At 38.2% G+C, this 25320-nt stretch carries 24 protein-coding genes; 15 read left to right on the top strand and 9 right to left on the bottom strand.

The window, feature by feature from the left end; genetic code table 11:
• The first annotated feature begins 54 nt into the window (after positions 1–54).
• The 4 genes from BLV99_RS03390 to BLV99_RS03375 all read left to right on the top strand — a co-directional run bounded on the left by BLV99_RS03390 (position 55) and on the right by BLV99_RS03375 (position 5857).
• Positions 55–504 (top strand): GNAT family N-acetyltransferase, encoded by a 450-nt coding sequence (locus BLV99_RS03390; protein WP_086163984.1) that lies wholly within the window; start codon positions 55–57, stop codon positions 502–504.
• 291 nt (positions 505–795) lie between these two features.
• On the top strand, positions 796–1563 hold the full coding sequence (locus tag BLV99_RS03385) for a COG4705 family protein (protein ID WP_092687740.1): 768 nt from the start codon (positions 796–798) through the stop codon (positions 1561–1563).
• Positions 1564–1742: 179 nt separating this feature from the next.
• Positions 1743–4682 carry an insulinase family protein gene (locus BLV99_RS03380; protein ID WP_092687737.1) on the top strand — a complete coding sequence of 980 codons (2940 nt, stop codon included), beginning with the start codon at positions 1743–1745 and terminating at the stop codon, positions 4680–4682.
• Between the two features lie 20 nt (positions 4683–4702).
• Entirely contained in the window at positions 4703–5857 is a 1155-nt protein-coding gene (locus BLV99_RS03375; RefSeq protein WP_092687734.1) for a phospholipase A, read from the top strand.
• 373 nt (positions 5858–6230) lie between these two features.
• On the opposite strand, the gene BLV99_RS03370 is transcribed toward BLV99_RS03375, so the two are convergent.
• Both BLV99_RS03370 and BLV99_RS03365 read right to left on the bottom strand, forming a co-directional pair.
• Positions 6231–7571: a TrkH family potassium uptake protein gene (locus tag BLV99_RS03370; protein ID WP_086183310.1), complete on the bottom strand. Its 1341-nt coding sequence runs from the start codon at positions 7569–7571 to the stop codon at positions 6231–6233.
• A 3-nt stretch (positions 7572–7574) separates the two neighbouring features.
• Positions 7575–8225: a potassium channel family protein gene (locus BLV99_RS03365; RefSeq protein WP_092687731.1), complete on the bottom strand. Its 651-nt coding sequence runs from the start codon at positions 8223–8225 to the stop codon at positions 7575–7577.
• A 293-nt stretch (positions 8226–8518) separates the two neighbouring features.
• Here BLV99_RS03365 and BLV99_RS03360 point away from each other — a divergent pair, with 293 nt between their 5' ends.
• The gene (locus tag BLV99_RS03360; RefSeq protein ID WP_092687728.1) at positions 8519–9064 is read left to right on the top strand and encodes a hypothetical protein; all 546 of its coding nucleotides are present in this window, start codon (positions 8519–8521) and stop codon (positions 9062–9064) included.
• 156 nt (positions 9065–9220) lie between these two features.
• Here the strand turns inward: BLV99_RS03360 and BLV99_RS03355 are convergent, their stop codons facing one another.
• Positions 9221–9706 (bottom strand): hypothetical protein, encoded by a 486-nt coding sequence (locus BLV99_RS03355; protein ID WP_092687725.1) that lies wholly within the window; start codon positions 9704–9706, stop codon positions 9221–9223.
• 144 nt (positions 9707–9850) lie between these two features.
• Positions 9851–11389, bottom strand: a complete 1539-nt coding sequence (gene ilvA, locus BLV99_RS03350) for a threonine ammonia-lyase, biosynthetic (RefSeq protein WP_092687722.1) — start codon at positions 11387–11389, stop codon at positions 9851–9853.
• A gap of 107 nt (positions 11390–11496) precedes the next feature.
• Here ilvA and rpiA point away from each other — a divergent pair, with 107 nt between their 5' ends.
• The 8 genes from rpiA (at position 11497) to BLV99_RS03310 (ending at position 19458) form a co-directional block, all read left to right on the top strand.
• Positions 11497–12168 (top strand): ribose-5-phosphate isomerase RpiA, encoded by a 672-nt coding sequence (gene rpiA / locus BLV99_RS03345; RefSeq protein WP_086183305.1) that lies wholly within the window; start codon positions 11497–11499, stop codon positions 12166–12168.
• Between the two features lie 140 nt (positions 12169–12308).
• A complete protein-coding gene (locus BLV99_RS03340) occupies positions 12309–13004 on the top strand; it encodes a M48 family metallopeptidase (RefSeq protein WP_092687718.1) in 696 nt (231 codons plus the stop codon).
• Between the two features lie 169 nt (positions 13005–13173).
• Positions 13174–14337: a GGDEF domain-containing protein gene (locus BLV99_RS03335; RefSeq protein ID WP_092687715.1), complete on the top strand. Its 1164-nt coding sequence runs from the start codon at positions 13174–13176 to the stop codon at positions 14335–14337.
• Positions 14338–14387: 50 nt separating this feature from the next.
• Entirely contained in the window at positions 14388–15443 is a 1056-nt protein-coding gene (gene argC, locus BLV99_RS03330) for an N-acetyl-gamma-glutamyl-phosphate reductase (RefSeq protein WP_171259145.1), read from the top strand.
• 78 nt (positions 15444–15521) lie between these two features.
• On the top strand, positions 15522–16274 hold the full coding sequence (locus BLV99_RS03325) for a DUF6776 family protein (protein ID WP_092687708.1): 753 nt from the start codon (positions 15522–15524) through the stop codon (positions 16272–16274).
• Positions 16275–16292: 18 nt separating this feature from the next.
• Positions 16293–16706 carry an ATP-dependent Clp protease adapter ClpS gene (gene clpS, locus BLV99_RS03320; protein ID WP_004651813.1) on the top strand — a complete coding sequence of 138 codons (414 nt, stop codon included), beginning with the start codon at positions 16293–16295 and terminating at the stop codon, positions 16704–16706.
• A 9-nt stretch (positions 16707–16715) separates the two neighbouring features.
• Entirely contained in the window at positions 16716–18992 is a 2277-nt protein-coding gene (gene clpA, locus BLV99_RS03315; protein WP_092687705.1) for an ATP-dependent Clp protease ATP-binding subunit ClpA, read from the top strand.
• 112 nt (positions 18993–19104) lie between these two features.
• Positions 19105–19458 (top strand): YnfA family protein, encoded by a 354-nt coding sequence (locus BLV99_RS03310; protein WP_092687701.1) that lies wholly within the window; start codon positions 19105–19107, stop codon positions 19456–19458.
• Positions 19459–19483: 25 nt separating this feature from the next.
• Here BLV99_RS03310 and BLV99_RS03305 read toward each other — a convergent pair whose 3' ends face one another.
• The 3 genes from BLV99_RS03305 to BLV99_RS03295 form a co-directional block, all read right to left on the bottom strand.
• Positions 19484–19954 carry a hypothetical protein gene (locus BLV99_RS03305; RefSeq protein ID WP_092687698.1) on the bottom strand — a complete coding sequence of 157 codons (471 nt, stop codon included), beginning with the start codon at positions 19952–19954 and terminating at the stop codon, positions 19484–19486.
• 98 nt (positions 19955–20052) lie between these two features.
• Positions 20053–20973, bottom strand: a complete 921-nt coding sequence (argF, locus tag BLV99_RS03300; protein WP_074944792.1) for an ornithine carbamoyltransferase — start codon at positions 20971–20973, stop codon at positions 20053–20055.
• 112 nt (positions 20974–21085) lie between these two features.
• On the bottom strand, positions 21086–21736 hold the full coding sequence (locus BLV99_RS03295) for a TetR/AcrR family transcriptional regulator (RefSeq protein WP_086183697.1): 651 nt from the start codon (positions 21734–21736) through the stop codon (positions 21086–21088).
• A 247-nt stretch (positions 21737–21983) separates the two neighbouring features.
• On the opposite strand from BLV99_RS03295, the gene prpB reads away from it, so the two are divergent.
• Both prpB and prpC read left to right on the top strand, forming a co-directional pair.
• A complete protein-coding gene (prpB, locus tag BLV99_RS03290; protein ID WP_092687695.1) occupies positions 21984–22859 on the top strand; it encodes a methylisocitrate lyase in 876 nt (291 codons plus the stop codon).
• A 26-nt stretch (positions 22860–22885) separates the two neighbouring features.
• Positions 22886–24022, top strand: a complete 1137-nt coding sequence (prpC, locus tag BLV99_RS03285; RefSeq protein WP_092687692.1) for a bifunctional 2-methylcitrate synthase/citrate synthase — start codon at positions 22886–22888, stop codon at positions 24020–24022.
• A 36-nt stretch (positions 24023–24058) separates the two neighbouring features.
• Here the strand turns inward: prpC and BLV99_RS03280 are convergent, their stop codons facing one another.
• Both BLV99_RS03280 and BLV99_RS03275 read right to left on the bottom strand, forming a co-directional pair.
• The gene (locus tag BLV99_RS03280) at positions 24059–24682 is read right to left on the bottom strand and encodes an aminotransferase (RefSeq protein ID WP_086183297.1); all 624 of its coding nucleotides are present in this window, start codon (positions 24680–24682) and stop codon (positions 24059–24061) included.
• A 2-nt stretch (positions 24683–24684) separates the two neighbouring features.
• Complete coding sequence (locus tag BLV99_RS03275) at positions 24685–25161, bottom strand: CinA family protein (RefSeq protein ID WP_086183296.1); 477 nt, start codon at positions 25159–25161, stop codon at positions 24685–24687.
• Positions 25162–25320: the final 159 nt, after the last annotated feature.

Here is a 25320-nt window from a genome sequence, read left to right as displayed (position 1 = left end):
TGTGGCGCATTTATTCGGTCAAAATGCAATATAGGAAAGGATGAGGAAGGTTAGATGAATATCACGATTGATAAAGCTGAACAATTACCAACACAAATTCAGGAATTGGCGAAGCAAGCACAGAAAGAAGGATTTCAGTTTGTTGATCGATTGATTGAAGAGTATGAAAGTGGAAAAAATAGGTTCAATCAACCAGGGGAGTTTCTTCTTTTTGTTTATGACGATGAAAAGCTGATTGCCTGTGGGGGGTTAAATCAGCAGTGGAATGAAAACGAAATTGATAACAGAATTGGTCGCGTACGTCGTTTTTATGTATTGCCCAAATACCGTAAGCATGGTGTAGGTAAGCAGTTGTTACAACATTTGGAAAAAAATGCTCGGGAAAATTTTTCAGCACTTTGCTTAAATACAGATACTAAATCTGCGGCTCATTTTTACCAGAAGCAAAATTATGTTTTTGTGGAAAATCACCCGAATTATAGTTATTTCAAATATTTACTCTAGTATTGGATGGCTTTAGATTATGATAGCTGCTTAGCTTGGTTTTTATACTGGGTAGCATCATAATAATGGCTGTTGTTGATTTTTTTTGAAATTTTAATTAGCGCAATATCTTTTTAAAATTGATAAAAAATAAGCGTGGTTCAAGTCATTTAAGTGGTTTTTTATGGGTAATACCCTTGATTTAAAAGCTTAAATGACGCAAAAAATTATATCGGAAATTATACCAATTTTAATATTGAATTAAGTGCTTGGCTTGAACATATCAGTAAAGATTGTTATTGAGTTTAGCTGATGAACCAAACACAGAGTCTTGTCTCTTCCTTATCCAAATCCAAAGTGCCAGAAATAACAGCGCTCTTTTGGGTCACGAAAATATTTGCCACAACTTTTGGTGAAACAGCGGGTGACGCTGTATCTATGTCGCTGAATTGGGGATATTTAATGAGTACAGCTATTTTTGCTGTGCTATTCATTTTACTGCTCTATTTTCAGGTGAGTGCAAAAGCATATCGACCTTATTTATATTGGTTCACCATTATTGCCAGTACCACAGTGGGTACAACCATGGCCGATTTTGTTGATCGCTCTTTAGGGATTGGTTATATCGGTGGTAGTGCGTTGTTACTGAGCTTGGTGCTCCTTTCTCTTTTGGTTTGGTATAAATCGGAAGGCAGTATTTCCCCGCATAGTGTGAACTATCCTCGTGCAGAAATTTTCTATTGGTTGACCATTACCTTTTCACAAACACTAGGAACGGCTTTGGGAGATTGGTCGGCAGATACCGCGGGTTTGGGTTATAGCGGTGGTATTGTTTTGTATGTTGGTTTTATTGCATTGATTGCTGGATTGTATTTTTTGAGTCGAATTTCTCGAACAGTGTTGTTTTGGAGTGCTTTTGTTTTAACTCGACCTTTAGGTGCAGTTGTTGGCGATTTTTTGGATAAACCGCTGGCTTCTGGTGGTTTGGATTTAAGTCGCTTTGGTGCCTCTGCGGCAATTTTGATTGCTATCGTGATATGTATTTATTGTGCTTATCGACCAGTGACGAAAAATATTTAATCTTTAGGGCATATTGCATTATTTTTTAACCAAAAATTAAAAATGTTGATAACGAACTTAGGAGAATAAAAAATCTATACTGAAATACACGGAAATTAGTGTTTGCACCAATCCATAGTCATGAAAGATTCAGGTATAATCGGAATAACTTATAAAATTGTATCTGATTTGGAGATCACATGACTGTAGATGTTACTGAAACCATTACTCAAACTGTTCATCCTGCGTTTCAGTTGATACGTCAACACCATGTTGAAGCCTTAGACGTTTTTATTTCTGAATATAAACACAAAGTGACGGGCGCAACGCATTATCATTTGGCAAGTGACCTTGATGAAAATGTCTTTTTAGTCGCATTTCGTACCCAGCCTATGGATTCAAAAGGCGCAGCGCATATTTTGGAACATACTGCATTGTGTGGTTCGGAAAAATTTCCAGTGCGTGACCCATTTTTCTTGATGATTCGTCGTTCACTAAATACTTTTATGAATGCGTTTACTTCAGCTGATTGGACAGCCTATCCATTTGCAACACAAAATAAAAAAGATTTTCAAAACTTGTTAGAAGTTTATTTGGATGCTGCATTTGCTGCAAATTTAAATGAACTTGATTTTGCTCAAGAAGGTATTCGGATTGAGTTAGAAGAAGGTCAACCTGTTTATAAAGGTGTGGTTTTTAATGAAATGAAAGGAGCAATGAGTTCTCCTTCAGATCAGCTTTATCATCAATTGGCACATCATTTATTCCCTAAAACTACTTATCATTACAACTCAGGTGGTGATCCTAAAGATATTCCAGATTTAACCTATTCAGAATTGGTAGATTTCTATAAGTCGCATTATCATCCAAGTAATGCTGTATTTATGACCTTTGGTGATGAATCTGCCTACCACTTACAAGAACAGTTTGAAACTTTAGCCCTGTCTAAATTTAAACAAGGTCAAACACTGTATTCAACACCTGAAACACGTTTAGCTGCTCCGGTTGAAGTGACAGAAACCTATGCAGTTGATGCTGAAGATTTAACCGATAAAACCTATCACATTATTTCATGGTTATTACCTGAAGCCAGTGATATTAAATTACGTTTAGGGATGCGTTTGGTTGAAGGTATTTTACTGGAAGATTCGGCTTCACCATTACGTCATTATTTAGAAACGTGTGGTTATGCACAATCTACTGGTCCAATTATGGGCGTAGATGATTCAAACTTTGAAATGACGTTTTTCTGTGGTGTGCAAGGTTCAAATCCAGAACATGCTGAAGAATTTAAAAACGGTGTGTTTAAGATTCTTGAAGATGTTGCATCAAAACCTGTCGACACAGATATGGTGGATGCAATTTTACATCAAATTGAATTGCATCAACGTGAAATCAATGGCGATGGTATGCCATATGGTTTAAGCCTGATCTTAAATGGTTTAAGCAGTGTGATTCATCACAGTGACCCCATTCATGTTTGGGATGTTGACAGTGCGATGGAGCAAGTCAAAGAAGAACTCAAAGATCCAATGTGGTTGTCGAATCTGATTAAAACCTATTTGATTGATAATGCACATCGTGTACAAATGACTTTGGTGCCAGATGCCAACAAGTCAGCCGCTGAAGCAGAAGCAGAAAAAGCACGTTTGGCTGAAATTGGTGCCAAACTGACTGAAGAACAAAAAGCAGAAATTATTGCGCAGACGGAAGCATTAAAAGTTCGTCAAGATACACCAGATGACCTGAACTTATTGCCAAAAGTTGGTTTAGAAGATGTACCTGCTGATTTACATATCGTACAAGGTCAATTGCGCGAAATTATCAGCAACGGTTTAGATACTCCGCTGAATTTGTACCATGCGGGAACCAATGGTATTTACTACCAACAAGTGACGGTTAAAATTCCTGATGAGGTTGTACAGTCACCATATTTCAATTTATTGTCAGTTTTGTTGGGTGAAGTGGGTGCTGGAGAATATGATTATCTCGAGTTACAACAACTGCAAACTGCGGTCAGTGGTGGTGTGGGGATGGGGGCATCTTTACGTTCAAAAGTGAATGACAAAAACAAAATTAGTGCATGGTTAACGCTCACGACGAAATCGTTGGTAAATAATTTTGAAGCTATTCGTTTGTTGAAGTTGGCATTTGAACAACTCCGTTTTGATGAAAAAGACCGTATCATTGAATTATTACAACAGCGTAAAACCCGTTGGCAGTCGCGTTTGTCAGGTTCGGGTCATAGTTATGCAATGCAGATTGCATCACGTAACTGTGGTGCTTTAGCACAACGTGATTATCAAAATACGGGCTTGGGCGCGCTGAATTGGTTGGGTGACTTGGTTGCTAAAATTGAAAATGATGAAGCGGCTTATGATGCTTTAATTGTGGAACTAAAAGCAATTCACCGTCTACTTTTACAAGCACCAAAACAATTTTTATTGGTCTCTGAAGAACATCAATCTGATGCTTTAGTTGAAGAAATCCAAGTTGTTTGGGATAAGTTAGCTGTAGATAAAACCCCTGTAGAATTGTCAGCAATTAGCACGGAAAATAGTACGAAAGATGAGGCTTGGTTAATTCAAGCGAATGTTCAATTCTGTGCTTTAGCTTATCCTGCTGTCGAAGTTTCTCATCCTGATGCAGCGCCTTTAATGGTGTTGGCTGCTTACTTACGCAATGGTTTCTTGCATAGTGCTATTCGTGAAAAAGGTGGTGCTTACGGTGGTGGTGCGAGCTATGATGGCAATGCATGTTCATTCCGTTTTTATAGTTATCGTGATCCGCGTTTGGCAGAAACATTTAAAGACTTTGAAGCAAGTATTGTTTGGTTGTTGAATACCGAACATCAACCGCATCAACTTGAAGAAGCGATTTTAGGCTTAATTGCGAGTATGGATAAGCCCGGTTCTCCTGCGGGTGAGGCAATTAGTGCTTGTTATGCTTTATTGCATGCACGTACACCAGCAGTGAGAAAGCAATTGCGTGCACGGTTACTTGCTGTTCATTTGGATGATTTGAAACGCGTGGCGCAGCACTATCTTGTTCAGCAAATACCAACAAGAGCAGTTGTGGCACCCGTGGCTAAACGTGATACTTTGTTAGAGTTGGGTTTTGACATTAAACAAGTAAATTAAAAATAATAGGGTAGGTTAATATGGCGTTCAAAACAATTGAACGCACTACTTTGCAACTGAGCATGATTATGCTCAGTTCATTGTATGTGGCGAATGTACATGCTGTAAATCCAGAGTCTTTGATTGCGCCAGCAAGCCCAGAAGCATGCGTAGCATTAGAGTCTAATGCCGATCGTTTGGTTTGTTACGATACTTTGTTTAAAGTGCCTGAGGCAAAAAAAACAGCACTTCTTTCTGAACGTCAAGCCGCAAATGAACTGGCTCCTGAACCGACCCAACCAGAAACACTAAAAGAAAAAATTAGTCATGGTGTGAGTAATGTCTTTGCTGCTGAAGGTCCAGCAATTAACCCGAATACGTCTTTGCTAGATAAGCGTTGGGAGTTGTCAACTGCCAGTAAACTTGGAACATGGAATATTCGTGCGCATCAGCCCGTTTATCTGATGCCAGGATTTTGGACTTCTGATAAAAATGAACGTCCATCGAGTCCGAATGAAAACAATACGGTGCCAGCTGGTGAGGAACTCAATTTAACCTCTATGGAAGCCAAGTTTCAGTTGTCGTTAAAAACCAAAGCGCTTGAAAATTTATTTGGTGATAATGGGGATGTTTGGCTGGGCTATACACAATCATCGCGTTGGCAAGTTTATAATGGTGATGAATCACGTCCTTTTCGTGAAACCAACTATGAGCCTGAAGCAAGCTTAGTCTTTCGAACCAATTATGAAATATTGGGTTTAAATGCGCGTTTATTGGGTTTAACCTTTAATCATCAATCGAATGGTCGAGCAGATCCATTATCACGTAGTTGGAACCGCATCATGTTCAATGTTGGTTTTGAACGGGATAATTTTGCCTTGATGCTACGTCCTTGGTATCGTATTGAAGAAGATGCGAAAGATGATAACAATCCAGATATTAAAAACTATATTGGTCGTGGTGATTTAACCGCATTCTATCGTTGGAATGATCATGATTTTTCATTGATGCTGCGTCACTCCTTAAAAGGTGGTGAGGATGCACATGGAGCAGCGCAATTTGATTGGGCATTTCCCATTAGTGGTAAATTGCGTGGCTATGTACAATTGTTTGATGGTTATGGGGAAAGTTTGATTGATTATAACCATCGTGCGACTTATGTCGGTGTGGGTGTATCACTGATGAATTGGTACTAATCAATACCTGAAAAAACCACTCTATTGTGTTAATGCTGATCAATTAAGGGGTTTTGTACTTAACTCCTTAGCTTTTTAGTTATTCACGACGGAGTCTTGTGTTTTTAAATCAAACCCTTGGAGCTCGTTAGTTCTTTTGTTATGCCAAAAGAACCAAAAGCATTTGTCATCCGCAAAACTCGTCAAATACCTTTTATTGATCAATTAATCGCAGAAACTGTACCTTTTTAAAGTAGTTTTGCCTCGAACAGTTGCGGATGACGTTTCCGCGTATCGAATAGCATTATGAATTTAAAAAATAAAATGCCAGTCAGTTTCTTAACTGACAGGTATTACTCAATAGAGTGGTTTTTTTGCTTAAAGTAAATGTGATTTAACCAATTTGAATATCGGTGGGTGGGTGCTTTAAACGACTCTTTTTGGGCGTAGCAATAAGATAAGCCAAAGTCAGCGGTCCTAAACGACCAGCAAACATGAGTAAGATTAATGCGATTAAACTCGCAGGTTGAAGTTCACTGGTGATGCCGCGCGATAAACCTACGGTACAAGCAGCAGAAACGGCTTCAAATAATAAATCTAAGAATTCTTTATTTGGCTCTAAAATAAGCAGAGTAAATAGCCCTAAAAAGATGAGTATTCCTGTAATTGAAACAACAGCGAAGGCTTTAAATGACGTCACTTTTGACACTGAATGGTTAAACACACGGAGTTCTTCAGAGCGACGTAAAAAAGTAATCACACTGAGAATAACAATAATAAAAGTGCCGACTTTAATTCCACCCGCAGTACTGAGTGAACCTCCACCAATAAACATCAATACCATGGTCACTAAGGTTGAAGCATCACTCATACTCGCCATATCTAAGCTGTTAAAACCAGAGGAGCGTGGGACAGTCGCATGAAACCAAGCGTTCACCGCTTGATCACCTAGACTCATACCCGCAAGCGTTAGGGGATTACTCGCTTCTAACGCCCAAATGACAATAAAGGCGGCAAGGTTTAATCCTACAATTGTTGAAAGTATTAATTTACTGTTTGGACTCAGCTTTTTCCAACGATGCGCGCGTTTAATATCCATCAGGACAACAAAGCCGATTCCGCCAATAATGTAGAGCATACTAATGGTAAAAGTAATGAAATAATGCTCGGAAAAGCTCATTAGACTATTTGGGAAAAGGGAAAAACCACCGTTATTAAATGCGGAAACACTATAAAAAGCGGCATAGAAAAAGGCATGAGCAAAATCGTATTCTTGCATCCAAGCAATGGTTAAAATGACAGTGCCAAGCGCTTCAAAAAATAATGAGTATAAAAGAACACCTTTAATGGTAAAAGACACTTTAGATAGGCTGGTTTGACCAATAGTCTCTTGTGCCATCACTTGCTGTTTTAAGCCAATATTAGATGATAGGCTCAGTGCTGCAAGAATGGCAAAGGTCATAAAGCCCAAACCACCACATTGTAGCAACAACATAATAATCACCTTACCAAAGGTGGTGTAGGCTTCACCGACATTCACCACTGAAAGACCAGTAATAGTGACAGCAGAGGTCGCGGTAAATAGTGCGTTAATCCAAGATAATTCACCATAATGAGCAATCGGTAGTTTGAGTAATAAAGTACCGATCACAATAAAACTTAAGAAACCCAGTGCTAGCAAGCTAGGTGGGCTCAGATTAATGGTATTGTGCTTTTTATTATGTAATCGATTCATATTTTATTTAAACCGTGCAGAAAGTTTTCGTAATGGTTCAAGTTCTCCTTCAACCACCAGAATATCCCCAACTTGTAAGATTAAATTTGGATCAATACTAAATAGAACGTCCTTACCACGTTTATGTAAAAGGGTTTTAATCTCGGGTGCATGTTCCATTAGGTGATTGAATCGTTCACCTTTGAGGCTATCTTTAATTTCAATTTTGACAATGAAATGATTGTCTTCTAAACCCATATATCGACTGACCATAGGGTAACTGAGGGATTGCGCAACGCGAACGCCCATATCTTCTTCAGGATGAATGATTTTATTGACTCCAAGATGAGTCAAAATCATGTGATGGGCTTTGGATTTAGCCTTGGCCCAGATCTTTTTAATACCCAAATTTTTAAGATGCAGTACGCATAAAATACTGGCTTCAATATCTTCACCAATGGCGACCACAACTGCTTCACAATTTTGAATGTTAAGTTCGTTAAGTACATGTTCATCGGTTGCATCGGCAATCACTGCATGTGTAATTTGATCTGAAATACTTTCTACAAATTTTTTATTGCTGTCGATACCAATCACATCATGATTTAAACTCACCAGTTGCGTGGCTATAGTGGCTCCAAAACTTCCTAATCCAATTACTGCAAACTGAGCCATTCAAGCATTCCTTATCCATTTTATGTGATTTAGATTCATAACGTGTATCTGAAAATCTATGTTCATTTTATAAGGTTATGGTTTATGCATCTATCAGGCTTACAAAATTATATATAACAAAAGCTTATTTTTAAGATGGAGCATTGTAGAAAAATAAAATGAATAGATAGCATATAAGCTTTTGCAAATTGAATAGCGTCATAAAACCTTCAAAAACTCTCGCTATAATTTTGTATATATAATTTTCTATTTTTATAGTGAATTTAAAGAAACTGAGCATAGAAGAATTAAAAATGGACGATAAAAAGATTTTTAAGATATTACAGCGATGGTTTTCGGTATTGGAACTTCGGGAAATTCCCAAGAAGAAATACCGATGTAATTTTGAGCAATTTTTGGTGTGGATTTCAGCTGAAAAATTAGGTAAGGATTTTCATGCTTATTTAATGTCGGTAGATTCTGAAAATCCCTATGAAAATGGATTGGAAAAGTGTGCTCATTTGCAGCATAAAAACATTGATATTGGTTTGGTACAGCAGGCTATTCGTAAAAAAACCACGCCTTTATATGAGCATTATGAGCAACATAAAGAAGTTATTGGGAAATATTACAATGTAAATGATCAGGTTTTTGATCTTGTTTTTGAAGAAATTTTTACGCTATTAAAGTCCCAGAATTTGGAATTGTTATTGATTTATGCAGATAGAACTTACTGGATGGCTGTTCCTAATGATGATGTTAAAATCCATAAATTTTGTAAATCTTTCACCAAGCAATTTAAGGATGAAGGTGTGTGTATAGAGCACTATACACAATTAGATTGTTTAAGATCGACTTGAAAATTTATCTTGTCCTGAAAATAGCTTGACACTGATTTTAAATAAAGTACTCCATAGATAATAAGAAACAGCAATATACTTTATCTATTTGTATTCATGCTGAATAGTCAATGTTTAATCATCATGGCTGATTTGGCACTCTTTGAATTCGGCTTCTCAATCATTATTTTTTGGCGTTGTATAGCTTTCAATGTTGGCAAAATTTGGGCATTCAGACATACGTTGCGTATGTTGAAACAGTACATCACCAAAAATATTTTTTACTGTATATTCAAATTGATGCTGGTCTTCTTTCATGATATTAAGCGTGGCTTTACGCTCAAGTTCAGGATATTGAGTTAAACGGTTTAAACCATAGCATGAAAAATCACGTACAAATATTGCGACATGGGGGTCAAGTTGTTTTTTCTCATAGTCATCGAGCATGATATACACTAAAAACTTAGGATATTGATTTAGCATTTCAGCTTTGGCACTATAACCCGCGATATTTTGTAAGTTGGTCGCGATCGCATTGTTTGGAATATTACGCATACTGTTTCGAATACGTTGTTCTTCTTGACTCAATTGATAAGCAGGATAGCCATAGAAATAAATGCCAAGTGTAGTGATGATAAAAATAAGAATAAGGCTTAATTTCATAAAAATTGGATTGTTTTATTTTTAGGCATTTTATAAGTTTAAAATTGTTTTGTCATTGTTTTTTCATAATTAAATTTCATTTATTTATCATTGTTTTTTATAGTAAAAAAACCGCCAGAAGGCGGTTTAAAAAATATTCAAAGCTTATTTCAAGAAACGTTGATAACCTAAGTTATTGGTAATTTCAGCATATGGATAAGTAATATTTTCCAATGTTTCAATTAAACCATCTGGGTTTTGTTTCGCGTCGCTTGCTTCAAGGCCCACCAGTACACGACCTTCAGCAGCACCATGATTACGATAGTGGAATAGGGTGATGTTATGCGTTGGCCCAAGACGTTCTAAGAAGGTTAATAACGCACCCGGACGTTCTGGGAACTCTACGCGGAATAAACGCTCATTTTCGATATCCGCATGTCCACCAACCAAATAACGAATATGCAATTTTGCTACTTCATCATCAGATAAGTCATCGACATCATAGTGAGCTTGTAAGAGCTCATGGATATCATGACGCTCTTTTTCACCACTTTTTAGACTGATTCCGACAAAGACTTGAGCGGCGCTTGAAGTGCTGGCACGGTAGTTAAACTCGGTAATGTTACGACCTTGTAAAGCACGGCAGAAGTTAAGGAAGGAACCTTTTTCTTCAGGAATAGTCACGGCAAAAATAGCTTCTTTACGTTCACCAAGTTCTGTTCGTTCTGCGATATAACGTAGGCGGTCAAAATTCATGTTGGCACCGCACACAATCGAAACCATGTTCTTATGTTCTAGGCCGTGTTGCTCGACATATTTTTTAATTCCAGCCAGTGCCATTGCACCAGAAGGTTCAACAATGCTACGACATTCATCATAGGTGTCTTTAATGGCAGCACAGATTTCATCTGTATTGACCAGAATGACATCACGTTCAACAATTGGCCCTGAATTATCCGATTTTTGTAGTTGGATCACTTGAAAAGGTTTTTCACCAATTTGTGCCACCGCCGTGCCATCGGCAAATAAGCCGACTTGTGGCAGAATTACACGCTCGCCAGCTTCAAATGCTGCTTTGAGGCATGCGGATTCATCGTATTCCACAGGAATGACTTTGACATGGGGTGCAACATCACCCAAGTAAGCCGCAACGCCCGCAATTAAACCACCACCGCCCACTGCAACAAAAACATACTCGACATCGCGCCATTGGCGTAGAATTTCATTGGCAATGGTGCCTTGACCCGCCATGACCAATTCATCATCGTATGGTGGAATAAAGGTCATGCCTTCATCTTTTGCACATTGAATGGCGTATTTATTGGCAACATCAAATGAGTCACCATGTAAAACCACATCACCACCTAAGCGTTTCACTGCTTGTACCTTAATGTCAGGTGTGGTTTTTGGCATCACAATAATGGCGCGAATTCCCAGTTTTTGACCAGATAGAGCCACACCTTGCGCATGGTTGCCTGCTGAAGCTGTAATAACGCCACGTTCTAACTGAGATTTCGGCAATTGACTAATACGGTTGTAAGCACCGCGTAGTTTGAAAGAAAAGACAGGTTGTAAGTCTTCGCGTTTGAAGCGAATATTATTGTTTAGTTTCTCACTAATTCGTGGCGCTGCTTCGAGTGGAGTTTCGATAGCAACGTCGTACACAGTTGCTTGTAATATTTGTCGAACCAAACGAGACAGCATGTTAATTTTCCATCTAACAGTTTAAAATAGATTTTTATTGTAACAAACCCCTGTACATTTGGGCTGTAAAATCAGCAACAAATGTCAAAAAATAGTTGAGCCAAGTTATGAGTCTGTATGCGACCCAAGATGAAAAGAAACAAGCTGCCGCGAAAGCTGCTTTAAAGCATTTGCCAAAGGGCGGTATTTTGGGTGTAGGTACAGGAAGTACTGTGAACTTCCTCATTGAGTTATTACCAGAACTGCAATTAGAAGCAGCAGTTGCAAGTTCTGAAGCGACTGCACAACGCCTTAAAAAGTTAGGTATTGAAGTGGTTGATATGAATCACGTCGGTGGTTTAGATGCTTATGTCGATGGTGCGGATGAAATTGACCGTCATATGCACATGATTAAAGGTGGTGGTGCTGCACTGACCCGTGAAAAAATTGTCGCGTCTATTGCGAAGAAATTTGTATGTATTGTCGATGACTCTAAATGGGTTGAACAGTTAGGGCATGATTTTCCACTGCCTGTAGAAGTGATTCCAATGGCACGTTCTGCTGTGGCACGTAAAATTGTGAGTCTGGGCGGCGATCCTGTATACCGTGAAGGTGTTGTTACCGATAATGGTAATGTGATTTTAGATGTGCATAACTTCAATATTTTAAATGCACTTGAACTTGAAAAAACCTTGAATAATATTCCGGGTGTTGTGACCAATGGTATTTTTGCCATTCAAAAAGCGGATATTGCCATTGTGGCAACCAATAACGGTATTGAAGAACGTACTGCTGTTTAAGAAATCCTCCCTGACCCTCCTTTTTCAAAGGAGGGGAAAGTCTGTAATTTAATAAGGCTCCTCGAAACTTTTAAAAGTTTGAACTTCCCCCTTTATCAAAGGGGGATCGAGGGGGATTAAAATAACGATTAAATATAAAAATGACCCTAAACGACCTGCCCGAAATTAAAATTGTCTATCATGCACGAGCGATACGATTGCGCTTGCGGGTCGAGCCAACACAAATTCGTTTGACGGCACCATTATTTTGTAGCAAAAAACAGATTCAAAATTTTATTGATCAATCAGAACAGTGGTTAGTCAAAACTTGGCAAGAACAGCAGCAGAAACAAGAAATACAGCTACAAAATAGGCTGTTCCCGACAGAACTTAAACTCTTTAATTTAGAACAATCTATACAGGTTACTTATCAAGCACAGCAGGGAAATTTTGTGTTTGATCATGAGCATTTGAAACTTAGTGTCAGTGATCGTCAGCCTGAACAATACTTAAAAGCGTTTGTAATCGCCTATGCAAAGCATCATCTTCCGATTTATTTAACGCAAGTGAGTACTGAAACGGGTTTGAGTTTTGCTCAATGTGCAATTCGGCAGCCAAAAACACGTTGGGGGAGTTGTACATCTAAACATGACATTATGTTGAATAGTGCTTTGGTGCTGTTTCCTCAAGAGGCAGTTAGATATGTATGTGTACATGAATTAGCACATACCCGATATTTTGATCATAGCCCACAGTTTTGGGCGCAAGTACAGCTACATGACCATAACTTTCAGCAGCATCAGAAAATGTTAAAAACAAAACAGTTACATTGTTGGTGGTTTTTTAGTAACCATTAAATGGATTGATGTTTTAATTTTTTATTTTTAAGTGTAGATTGAACCGTATAAAAACTGATTTAAAATTCATGTGTTGAACCTTTCTCCCATATCTTAATAAAAGAACTCAGATGTGAATTTTACAGATATTCATTATTTCGTATTAATCGTCCCGAGCTGTCTCATCTTGATGGGTAGTCTGTTCTTAATTTGTCATTTTTTCTTCAAAGCACCACATTATTTGTTGTGGTTGGGCATGGGCTATATTGTTCCAGCATGTGCTTTGGCAGCGCAAAGTTTAATGTCGAATCAACACATGACGATGTCTTCCCCCATACTAGGGATCATGTATTTGTTTGGTGCTTGGGCCAGTGCTTATGCGATGGCTTTAAGGAAAAATGCACAGGCACATTCTAAATTTGCATGGGTATTGATTGTGATGATTGCCGCCTTGCTTGCTTATTATGCCTTTGTAGATGAGCAGCTCTGGATACGCATGCTGATTTTGAATTTAGGTGTTGCTACGATTCAGGCCTTGGTTCTTATCTCAATGTTTTCCCATTTTAAACACAATGATCGGTTAAATAAAATCGTTGATCTTTCATATCTGTTTATTGTGTTTTATACCTTTGTTCGTAGCTTGATTATTTTTCTGTTTTTAAAAAATATTGATGCCAGCATGCTTTCGACTTCGGTTTGGTGGTTGATGATGTTAGCTGCCAGTATTTTATTGAGCATGTGGTTTGCTATAGTTTTATTGGGCACCATGGTGCGAGATATTGTCTTTAAACTCAGTGAGGAGCGTTCACGAGATTCATTAACCTATTTGCTCAATCGACGTGGTTTTTACGACGCTGCAAAAGTAAATTTAGCGCAAAGACCCGCGAAAAAATATTTTTTGCTGATGTGTGATATTGACCATTTTAAAAAAATTAATGATAGCTATGGGCATTTAGTTGGCGATCAGATTTTGCAACAAGTGGGTCAAATTATTAGCCAAAACGTGCGTGAAAATGATTTGGTTGGGCGTTTTGGTGGGGAGGAATTTATTATTTTATTACAAATAGAACAGGCCTCTGTTGCGTATCAAATTGCTGAGCGTATTCGCATGGCCATTGAGACTGAATTATTTTCAAAGAAAAGAATATCTGTAACGGCAAGTTTTGGTCTTGCTCATGTGAAAAACAAGAACCTAACCAATACAATTGATATTGCAGATAAATTGTTATATCGCGCAAAACGCGCAGGGCGAAATTGTGTTTTTTTGGAAATGCATGAAAGTACGAATAATAAAGCGCTTAGCAATGATGAGAAAATATCACTAAAACCAAGCAAAATAGTTCAGAAAACCTAAACTTCCTGTCATACTGTCTTGCTAAGAAATAGATACTTTGATTTGAGGTCGTGATCGTGATTAGTGTTGGTATTGTCGGCGGTACAGGTTATACAGGCGTTGAATTGTTGCGTCTTTTACTACGACACCCAAATGTACAGGTTAATGTACTGACATCACGTACTGAAAATGGTCGTCGTGTCGATGACATGTTCCCAAGCCTGCGTGGTCATACCGATCTTTGCTATTCAGATTTAAATATCGACGAACTTAAACAATGTGATGTTGTTTTCTTCGCAACGCCACACGGTGTGGCAATGAAACATGCAGCGGAACTGGTTGCTGCAAAGACTAAAATTGTCGATTTGGCGGCAGATTTTCGCTTACAAGATTTAGAACAATTTGAAAAATGGTATGGTCTGGAACATGCTTGTCCAGATATTTTAAAAGATTCGGTTTATGGTTTGTCAGAGCTGAACCGTGACAAAATTAAACAAGCCAATGTGATTGGTAATCCGGGTTGTTATCCAACAACCGTGCAACTGGGTTTAGCGCCATTGTTTAAACATAGCGACACATTGGTGAAACCTGAAAGTATTATTATTGATGCAAAATCAGGTGTTTCAGGTGCAGGGCGTAAAGCAAGCTTAGGCATGATTTATTCGGAAAATGCCGATAATTTTAAAGCTTATGCTGTTGGCGGTCACCGTCATCATCCTGAAATTGTGGAAGCATTGGAAAATATTTCAGGTCAAAAAGGTGTATTCAATCACATCGTCTTTGTACCCCATTTGGTTCCTATGATCCGTGGCATGCTTAGCACGATTTATATTGATTTAACTGATGCTGGTGATCAGACAGATTTACAAAGCTTATATGAGCAATTCTATGCCAATGAAGCTTTTGTTGATGTGATGCCTGCAAATAGTTCACCTGAAACACGTTCTGTTCGTGGTGCAAACCAACTTCGTATTGCTTTGTATAAACCACAGCCGAAAAAACTGATTGTTTTATCTGTGCAAGATAATTTGGTGAAAGGTGCAGCTGGGCAAGCGGTACAAAATATGAACCTAATGTTCGGTTTTGCCGAAAATGCAGGTTTAGAAGGAATTGGTTTATTACCATAAAAAACGTTTTTCAACTTCACACACATTTAGATTTGGATTTAAATGTGTGTTTTGAATGAATCAAAATAAGAGATGACGATGCTGGATACTGAATTAAATACTCCATCACAACAGGCTCCATTAAGTAAAAAGCCTTTTTTAAAGGGTAATTTACCTTTGGCGATGGGCGCTGCAATTTTGGTTGTGGGTAGTGGTTTTCTTGGCTATTCAATTGGGCATCGGCAAGGTCTAACCGTTGTCGGTTTTGAGGCGGATGCAGAACAACTGGTTGAAGTTGTACAAAAGCAAAAGAGTAGCTTAGAAACACTGAATAAAGGCTTGAATTTAGCAGTACAAGAGCGTGATGTTGCAGTAAGTAATTCAAATGATTTATTTGCTGAGCTGAATCAAGCACGTGTAGATAAAGTTCAATCTGAAGGTTTGGGTGCAATTTATCGTGAAGTATTGCGTCAACGTGGTGGTTTAAGTCTAACCATACAGAATATAGGGATTAAACCATTACCTGATAATGCTTATGAATATGAGCTGGATTTGGTACAAGTGAGTCCCAATAAACGCAGTGCATCTGGTAGTGTTGAATTACATTTAATTCAAGGTACGGAAGTTTTACTTGTACCGATGGACGACAAAAATTTCAATTTTCAAGATTCAGAGCGTTTAACTGGACGTTGGACAATGCCTAAAGGTTTTGCACCAGAATTTATTGAAGTTCGTTTAACTGGAACCAGTACGCCTGTAATTAAGCGGTTCAGTTGGGGGCGTGGAAAACCGATAGAAAGTCAATCAGCATTTATCTCTGATATTCCTCAAGCAGAAGCCAATGCACAATAAATGTGAATTTTAAATCCTATGCGAATGAATAAACGTCAAAATTGTTTAAATGACATCAAAAATTCTTTTCATCAATCTGGATATGTCGATTGGCATATTAGTCCACGCTTAAGCAATGAAACGCATGAGGAAGCAGAGGGTGATATTGCAGTACAAGCTGCGAAACCTGAATTAAAGCGTCCACCAATGTATTGTGTTGTTTTAATGAACGACGATTACACACCAATGGACTTTGTAATTGAAATTTTACAACAATACTTCGCTTTGAATCTTGACCAAGCCACTCAAGTAATGCTAACTGTACATTATGAAGGGAAAGGTATCGCAGGCGTTTATCCGAGAGACATTGCGGAAACAAAAGCGAACCAAGTAAATAATTATGCTCGGTCACAAGGTTATCCTTTGCTTTGTCAGATTGAGCCAAAAGATTAAGGGGATTACATGCTCAGTCGTCAATTGGAAGTATCTTTACGTTTGGCTGTTAGCATGGCTCGTCAAAAGAGACATGAGTTTCTGACGGTTGAACATTTATTGTTGGCGTTACTTGATAATGACTCTGCTGTAAATGCGCTTAAAGCGTGTGGTGCAGACATTATTGTTCTTCGCAAAGAATTAGAAGAATACGTTGAACAACATACCCCTAAATTAAGCGAACATAGCGATCAGGCACCACATCCGACTGAAAGTTTTGATCGTATTTTGCAACGTGCGATTTTCCATGTGCAATCTAGCGGTGGTGATCGTACAGTTGAAGGTGCGGACATTCTTGTTGCGATGTATTCTGAACGTGATTCATTTGCTGTTTATTTACTTAAACGCCATCAAATTAATCGTTTAACTTTAACTCAATATTTATCTCATGGTACGCGCAAAGAAGAAGTGCAAGCCGAAGAGGAAGTTGAAGAGTTGGATGGTGAAACATCTGCTTCTGCAAATGCAGGACCACTCGATTTATATACCACGAATTTGAATGTGGAAGCGCAAAAAGGCAAAACAGATCCTTTAATTGGTCGTGAAAAAGAAATTGAACGTGCAGCACAAATTTTATGCCGCCGCCGTAAAAACAATCCGTTGTTGGTGGGTGATCCAGGTGTTGGTAAGACATCGATTGCTGAAGGTCTAGCTTGGCTGATTGTTAATGGTAAAGCACCAAAACCACTTGAAAATGCTGAAGTCTTCAGTTTGGATATTGGGGCATTGGTTGCAGGTACAAAATACCGTGGTGATTTTGAAAAACGGTTAAAACAACTTTTAAATGCTTTGAAGAAGAAACCAGAAGCTATTTTATTTATTGATGAAATTCACATGATTATTGGTGCAGGCTCAAGTATGGGCAGCACGATGGATGCATCAAATTTAATTAAGCCAGCGTTGTCGAATGGTTCATTACGTTGTATTGGTTCAACGACTTTCCAAGAGTATCGTCAGGTCTTTGAAAAAGATCATGCTTTATCACGCCGTTTCCAAAAAATTGATGTCAATGAGCCATCTATTTCTGAAACAATTGATATTTTACGTGGTTTAAAATCTAGATTTGAAGATTTTCATCATGTTCAATATGACGATAGAGCGTTGGTTGCAGCTGTGGAATTGTCCGCGAAATTTATTAATGATCGTTTCTTGCCAGACAAAGCGATTGATGTAATTGATGAAGCAGGTGCACAACGTCGTTTGAAAGCTGAGCAAGATGATAGTTTAATTACGGTAGAAAATATCGAAGATATCATCTCTAAAATTGCGCGTATTCCACCGAAAACTGTATCGAAAGATGATAAGACTGTATTAATTAATCTTGAACGTGATTTGAAACGTGTGGTCTTTGGGCAAGATACGGCAATTGAAGCACTGGGTTCTGCGATTAAATTATCACGTGCAGGTCTGAAATCACCAGATAAACCTGTCGGTAGCTTTGTATTTGCAGGCCCTACAGGTGTGGGGAAAACTGAGGTAACCAAACAGTTGGCTAAACTGTTAGGTGTGGAATTGGTTCGTTTCGATATGTCTGAATATATGGAGCGTCATGCGGTTTCACGTTTAATTGGTGCACCTCCAGGTTATGTTGGTTTTGACCAAGGTGGCTTATTGACCGATGCTATTCATAAAAGTCCACATTGCGTCTTGCTACTGGACGAAATTGAAAAAGCACATCCAGATGTCTTTAATTTATTACTGCAAATTATGGATCATGGCTCATTGACCGATAATAATGGTCGTAAGTCTGATTTTCGTAATGTGATTCTTGTTTTAACCACGAATATTGGGGCGGACAGTATTTCTCGCGCCAGTATTGGTTTCATGGAGCAAGACAATAGTAATGACAATAAAGATGCAATGAAGAAGGCATTCTCACCAGAATTCCGAAATCGTTTGGATGGAATCATTCAATTTAATGCATTGCCGACGACGGTCATTGAAAATGTAGTGGATAAATTCTTAACTGAATTACAAGCTCAACTTGATGATAAGAAGGTAATTCTTGATGTCGATCAAAGTGCCCGTGAATGGATGGCTGAACATGGTTATGACCGTTTAATGGGTGCTCGTCCAATGCAACGACTCATTCAAGAGCATTTGAAAAAACCACTTGCTGAAATGATTTTATTCGGTGAGCTTGCTGAACATGGTGGTAATGTTGCCGTTTCTGTGAAGAAAGAAAATGGCAAGCCAGTAGGCTTGAAACTCGAAGTATTTGAAGATCAAACGGCTGAACCTGCATAATCACCAGAGTTGCTGAAATAACCCGTGTTCGCACGGGTTATTTTATTTCTACTCACCCTCATCTCGACCTTTTCCCAAAGGGAGAAGGAGAAACTGGTCTATATAGAAAGTTATGGATATTCAAATTACCAAGGTGATTATGACCTTTTGCCTTTTTTTTGTCACGGCGATTGCAGAAATTTTAGGTTGTTATTTTCCCTATTTAATTTTAAACCAAGGCAAGTCACACTGGTTCTGGCTGCCGACAGCATTAAGTTTGGCTGTATTTGTGTGGTTGCTAACTTTACATCCTGCTGCATCAGGTAGAATTTATGCGGCTTATGGTGGAATTTATATATTTACCGCTTTAATGTGGTTGCGTTATGTCGATCAGGTGGTGTTAACCCGTTGGGATATGTTGGGTGGTCTGGTAGTTATCTTGGGTGCGATGATGATTATTTTGCAACCTCAAGGTTTGATACGTTAGATGGCTAACGTATCAAATTATAATTTTAAAATTGACACTCACTGTTTTTAATTTTTAGATCATAGGTTTTATGAGGTGCACTCAATTTGACTTCAATATAATAAGGATTTACGCGTTGGAATTCATGCTCAAAAAATAAATGGCAATTGTTGATTAAGTTTTGTGTGATGAGTTGTTTCACTTCTTTATCGCCAATATCTTCAGCGAATTGTGTGAAATCTGGGGTGGTGATAATACCTTGGATATCACTGTGATCTGCATATAATCGTAATTGTTCAATCACTGTATTTTGATCAGCTTGATAGGGCATAGTGCGTGAGTCTTCATCACTCATAACAGTTAAAATTTCATTGAGCTTTTTGCTGTCTTTTATTTTATACGATGAGTCTATGATTTGATTTTTGACAAAATATTGATCCAGTTTCGTGCCTTTGGCTTGTGCCGTATGGATTAAAAAGAAAGTACTTAAGCATAAAACGATTTTTTTAAAAGACATGGTTAAAATCACTTATAAAAATTATGGATTTAATTATAGCGATTTGAATATAAAAAAAGCACCCGAAGGTGCTCAATTTTTAAGAATTTATCACTGAATTAGTCTTTCTTTAAATTTTCATTGAGTAAAAATTCAACCAAAGCTTTTTGTGCATGTAAACGATTTTCTGCTTCATCCCAAACCACTGCATTTTTATGGTCGAGTAAATTTTCAGAAATTTCTTCACCACGGTGCGCAGGTAAGCAGTGCATAAATAAACAATTTGAATGTGCTAAATCCATGAGTTTTTCATTGACTTGGAAATCAGCAAATGCTTTCTCACGAATTTTTTGCTCTTCCTCTTGCCCCATGCTTGCCCAAACATCCGTTACAATAAGGTCTGCATTGACCGCTGCATCTTCTGCTGAATCAACAAGTTCTACGCAGTGGGCAAATTCTGACAAGAATTTCGCTTGTGGCTCATAACCTTTAGGTGTAGCAATTTTTAATTTAAAGCCCCACATATGTGCCGCTTCAATATATGAATTACACATATTGTTGCCGTCACCAATCCATGCAACTGTTTTACCTTCGATAGAACCACGATGTTCAAGGAAAGTTTGCATATCAGCAAGAAGTTGGCAAGGATGATGATCATCAGTTAAGGCATTGATGATGGGTACTTTTGAATAAGAAGCAAAGCGTTCTACGATGTCATGACCAAAAGTACGGATCATAATAATATCAAGCATGCTTGAGATCACACGTGCAGAATCTTCAATTGGTTCACCGCGACCAAGCTGTGTGTCACGAGAAGATAAGAAAATCGCACTACCACCGAATTGACTCATACCTGCTTCAAACGAAACACGTGTTCGGGTACTCGATTTTTCAAAAATCATGCCCATAACTTTACCGACAAAAGGTTGGAACACCTCATTACTATGTTGCTTGCGTTTAAGTTCAATCGCGCGCTGCAAAATCTGGTTAAGTTCTAAAGTCGATAAATCACGTAAGGTCAGAAAATGACGTAGAGCCATGGTTACTCCACAATAATTGCTGAATAAAAAAACAAAACAACAATTAGTTGTTGGTTGGTTAAGTGAAAAAGAATCGATTAATATACTATACGTAGACAGAATTGCAAAAAAACTAGACTTTTTGATGGCCTTCTAAGAAGCGATCTACGCAATAATTGATGTATTTGATGGTTTCTTGATCATTTTCCTGAACTGGGATACCCATGAGTACGCGCCATTCAATATCACGGATAATCCCAAAATACAGTTGAGCAGAATAAATGGGTTGTTTACATTTAATTATGCCAAGTTCGTCGGCTTTGGTTAAAGCACAGGCTATTGCCATCTGAATATGCTTTGGCCCCTGTTCATGAATATACAGTGCCAGTTCTGGACTGCGCTGAGTCCGTTCAAGAATTAAACGAAGGAAAGCCGCATTTTCTGGAAGCACAAGATGGTGCTTAAAATTCATAAGGGTTTGAACTAAATAGGAGTGTAGATCATCTTTACCTTGTTCAAAAGGCACACAGATATCTTTAAAAAATTGCTCACGGCGATAATCACAAATAGCCGTAAATAAGCCTTCTTTATTACCAAAAAACTTATAAATTGAGGCTTTAGAGCCACCTGCATGGTGAACGATATCATCTAGAGATACTGCATCATAACCACGTTCTAGAAATAACTCATTTGCGCTAAGTAAAAGCGATAGGCATCGTTCATGACCACGTTTTGTTTGTGGCGTGTCGCGACCTAAGGGTTCTGGTTGAGCTAATTCTTGCATATGGCGTATAGAGTCAATAATTAAAAAAATGAAAACATTTGCAATTATAGCAAAAATATGCGCACATTTCTTAAAATAAAGCGGTTGTCTTGTTTTGGTCACAACCATGCAAAATGGAAATAACACTATAGGTTTGGTGAATATTTGACTAAAGTTTTAGAGTAGATGTTCTAAAAAGTCATAGATCTAAATATGTTTATGGATATACTCGAAATTCAATAAATAAAGTGAAACTGTGGAAAGGAATATGACACAACAAATGTCTGCAGGCTTAAGATTTAGACAAGCACTGGAAGTGGAAAAACCCTTACAAATCATAGGCACAGTGAATGCTTATGCAGCCATGATGGCGAAAGAAGTGGGCTATAAAGCCATTTATGTATCGGGTGCAGGTGTTGCCAATTATTCTTATGGTTTACCTGATTTGGGAATGACCAGTTTAGACAATGTGCTTGAAGATGTTCGTCGTATTACTGAACGGGTAGATACACCACTATTGGTTGATATTGATACAGGATGGGGCGGTGCTTTTAATATTGCACGTACTGTAAAGCAAATGATTGCTGCGGGCGCTGCTGCGGTTCATATTGAAGATCAGGTTGCACAAAAACGTTGTGGTCATCGTCCAAATAAAGAAATTGTGACGCAACAAGAAATGGTAGACCGTATTAAAGCGGCTGTCGATGCGAAAACTGATTCGAACTTTGTGGTCATGGCACGTACCGATGCACTACAAAAAGAAGGTTTGCAAGCAGTGATTGATCGTGCTTGTGCATGTGTGGAAGCGGGTGCGGATGCTATTTTTGCAGAAGCAATGACTGACATTACCATGTATAAAACAGTCTGTGATGCAGTCGGTGTACCTGTTTTGGCGAATATCACTGAATTTGGTGATACTCCTTATTACACCACTGAAGAACTGGGTGAACAAGGCATTTCAATGGTGCTTTATCCTTTGTCTGCAACGCGTGCAATGCAAAAAGCAGCATTAGAAGTGATGCGTTCTATCCGTGAAACCGGTACGCAAGTAAATGTATTGGATATTATGCAACAGCGTAAAGAACTGTATGAATTCCTTGATTATCATGCCTTTGAAAACACTTTAGATAAATTGTTTAAATAAAATATTCAACATGGAGAATTAAAAAAATGGCTGAAGGAAAAATACTCTCAGGCGCAGGATTGCGTGGACAAGTTGCAGGTAAAACAGCGCTTTCGACTGTAGGTAAAAGTGGTGCTGGTTTAACTTATCGTGGATACGATGTGCAAGACTTGGCTGAAAATTGCCAATTTGAAGAAGTTGCATATCTTATTTTCTTTGGTGAGTTACCGACTGCGGAACAACTTGCAACCTATAAAGCGAAATTAAAATCGCTGCGTCAATTGCCACAAGCATTAAAAGAAGTATTAGAGCGTATTCCTGCGGATTCGCATCCAATGGATGTGATGCGTACAGGTGTTTCAATGCTGGGTAACTTGGAAACTGAAAAATCATTTGCTGAACAGCAAGATGTTGCAGATCGTATTTTAGCAACTTTACCTGCCATTATTTGTTATTGGTATCGTTTTAGCCATGATGGCGTGCGTATTGAAGAAAATACCGATGATGATTCAATCGGTGCGCAATTTCTGCATTTGCTGCGTGGCGAAAAACCGAATGAATTGCATGAACAGGTGATGAATGTCTCACTCATTCTGTATGCAGAACATGAATTTAATGCATCGACATTTACTGCACGTGTATGCGCGTCAACATTGTCCGATATGCATTCATGTATTACGGGTGCGATTGGTTCGCTGCGTGGTCCATTGCATGGTGGTGCCAATGAAGCTGCCATGGAAATGATTGAAAACTGGACTTCTGCCGACGAAGCTGAACGTGAAATGTTGGGTAAACTTGAGCGTAAAGAAAAGATCATGGGCTTTGGCCATGCCATTTATAAAGATAATGATCCACGCAATGGCATTATCAAAATATGGGCAGAACGCTTGGCGAAAGATGTGGGCGATACGGTACTTTATCCAGTATCTGTGCGTTGTGAAGAAGTAATGTGGCGTGAGAAAAAATTATTCTGTAATGCTGACTTTTTCCATGCTTCGGCTTATCACTTTATGGATATAGCAACTAAACTGTTTACGCCAATCTTTGTGATGAGCCGCGTTACAGGTTGGGCAGCACATGTGATGGAGCAGCGTGCTGATAACCGTATTATTCGTCCAAGTGCGGATTATACAGGTCCTGAACTGCGTAAAGTTGTGCCAATTGAAGAGCGTAGTGCTGCGTAAGTTGCTCAAAGTTTTAATAAAGCCTCTTCGGAGGCTTTATTTTTTAGGCATCAATAAAACAGGATCTTCTATGGTATAACCCGTTTCAAAAGGAAGACCTAAGTATTTCACAGTGGCGATCACTTTCTGTTGATTAGGGATTTTATACGCTTGAGAGATACTCAAGCCTTGGCGATAATCTATCGCTTGATGTATTTGGCTTTTTAAATTTTTATTTGTTAACTGATATGTATAAGTATATTTAGGGATGTATTTATTTGGGTCATACCATGACTTTTCTTTCGATGTGGTTTTATTTAATACTTGAATTTTGATGGTATTTTTAGACAGAGTTGTAAGTGGTTGAAGGCGGTTTTTAATTTTATTAATTTTTTGATTAAACAAATGGTTATCTTGATCATAATCAATTTTTTGGGTTTTAGGGTTGATGTAGAGTGAGTTGACTTGAATGAGCTTTTCAGGATGTTGATTGTTCTTAAATTGATAATAATAGAGTTGTGGTAGACGACCACGACCATCTTCATAATGTTTGAGTAAGTAGACTTTTTGGTCTTGATGATCATAGCCTAATATTTCTATATTTTGCGGTCCACTTACCGTTGCAAAACTGGTGCAGGGCAGAAATATTAAACTGAGCAAACTGGTTTTGAGTTTCAACATAGCTAGATTTCCTCAATCATTTTTATGATGTCTTTTGCAATATATTCGGTTAAGACGGCTAGTCTTTCTGATGGTGTTCCATCAATAAAATAATGAAAATTATAGATCTCATTTAAATATAAAATTGAGATAAAAAATGTACCTTCAGGTTTTATTTCTGTTGCACTACCACCGGGTTTAAGTAACCCAGTACAAGCCACGATTATATCTGCTTGTGTAAATAATATTTTCCCGTGAATAGCCATTGCTTCAGTGACTTCAGCGGATTCAGCAGTATATTTTTCAATGAAAGCTGGCTCAATTTTGAGGATATTGACTTTTGTGGAAGGGTCGTAGCTCACTAAACCACCCAGTAATATTTCTGCACCACTATTTTTATAAATCGAAAATTGGCTTGAAAGATAGCCTGAGCTTGCGCTTTCAATAAAGGCAATCTTTAAATGATTGCTCTCTAATAAATCACAACATTTTTTTATCATCTATTAAACAACATGGGTGAAAAGCGTACGTATTGTAGCCTAAAAGCGATCACCTGATTGTTTGGTAATGATATTATTAATGTCAGCATGCGTTGGCTCACAATATTTTTTAGACCAGTATTTTGTTTCGTCTTTAAATATGTTGAGCGGAATTTATCT

Origin of the sequence: Acinetobacter kyonggiensis (assembly GCF_900107285.1) — a bacterium.
In the GTDB taxonomy this organism is placed as follows: domain Bacteria; phylum Pseudomonadota; class Gammaproteobacteria; order Pseudomonadales; family Moraxellaceae; genus Acinetobacter; species Acinetobacter kyonggiensis.
The sequence above is the reverse complement of the archived record's forward strand: the minus strand, read 5'-3'. Positions and strand labels throughout refer to the sequence as shown.

Coding starts and splice junctions, on each gene's coding strand:
- BLV99_RS03390 (WP_086163984.1), top strand. CDS start 55: ATGAATATCACGATTGATAAAGCTGAACAATTACCAACACAAATTCAG.
- BLV99_RS03385 (WP_092687740.1), top strand. CDS start 796: ATGAACCAAACACAGAGTCTTGTCTCTTCCTTATCCAAATCCAAAGTG.
- BLV99_RS03380 (WP_092687737.1), top strand. CDS start 1,743: ATGACTGTAGATGTTACTGAAACCATTACTCAAACTGTTCATCCTGCG.
- BLV99_RS03375 (WP_092687734.1), top strand. CDS start 4,703: ATGGCGTTCAAAACAATTGAACGCACTACTTTGCAACTGAGCATGATT.
- BLV99_RS03370 (WP_086183310.1), bottom strand. CDS start 7,571: ATGAATCGATTACATAATAAAAAGCACAATACCATTAATCTGAGCCCA.
- BLV99_RS03365 (WP_092687731.1), bottom strand. CDS start 8,225: ATGGCTCAGTTTGCAGTAATTGGATTAGGAAGTTTTGGAGCCACTATA.
- BLV99_RS03360 (WP_092687728.1), top strand. CDS start 8,519: ATGGACGATAAAAAGATTTTTAAGATATTACAGCGATGGTTTTCGGTA.
- BLV99_RS03355 (WP_092687725.1), bottom strand. CDS start 9,706: ATGAAATTAAGCCTTATTCTTATTTTTATCATCACTACACTTGGCATT.
- ilvA (WP_092687722.1), bottom strand. CDS start 11,389: ATGCTGTCTCGTTTGGTTCGACAAATATTACAAGCAACTGTGTACGAC.
- rpiA (WP_086183305.1), top strand. CDS start 11,497: ATGAGTCTGTATGCGACCCAAGATGAAAAGAAACAAGCTGCCGCGAAA.
- BLV99_RS03340 (WP_092687718.1), top strand. CDS start 12,309: ATGACCCTAAACGACCTGCCCGAAATTAAAATTGTCTATCATGCACGA.
- BLV99_RS03335 (WP_092687715.1), top strand. CDS start 13,174: ATGGGTAGTCTGTTCTTAATTTGTCATTTTTTCTTCAAAGCACCACAT.
- BLV99_RS03325 (WP_092687708.1), top strand. CDS start 15,522: ATGCTGGATACTGAATTAAATACTCCATCACAACAGGCTCCATTAAGT.
- clpS (WP_004651813.1), top strand. CDS start 16,293: ATGCGAATGAATAAACGTCAAAATTGTTTAAATGACATCAAAAATTCT.
- clpA (WP_092687705.1), top strand. CDS start 16,716: ATGCTCAGTCGTCAATTGGAAGTATCTTTACGTTTGGCTGTTAGCATG.
- BLV99_RS03310 (WP_092687701.1), top strand. CDS start 19,105: ATGGATATTCAAATTACCAAGGTGATTATGACCTTTTGCCTTTTTTTT.
- BLV99_RS03305 (WP_092687698.1), bottom strand. CDS start 19,954: ATGTCTTTTAAAAAAATCGTTTTATGCTTAAGTACTTTCTTTTTAATC.
- argF (WP_074944792.1), bottom strand. CDS start 20,973: ATGGCTCTACGTCATTTTCTGACCTTACGTGATTTATCGACTTTAGAA.
- BLV99_RS03295 (WP_086183697.1), bottom strand. CDS start 21,736: ATGCAAGAATTAGCTCAACCAGAACCCTTAGGTCGCGACACGCCACAA.
- prpB (WP_092687695.1), top strand. CDS start 21,984: ATGACACAACAAATGTCTGCAGGCTTAAGATTTAGACAAGCACTGGAA.
- prpC (WP_092687692.1), top strand. CDS start 22,886: ATGGCTGAAGGAAAAATACTCTCAGGCGCAGGATTGCGTGGACAAGTT.
- BLV99_RS03280 (WP_086183297.1), bottom strand. CDS start 24,682: ATGTTGAAACTCAAAACCAGTTTGCTCAGTTTAATATTTCTGCCCTGC.
- BLV99_RS03275 (WP_086183296.1), bottom strand. CDS start 25,161: ATGATAAAAAAATGTTGTGATTTATTAGAGAGCAATCATTTAAAGATT.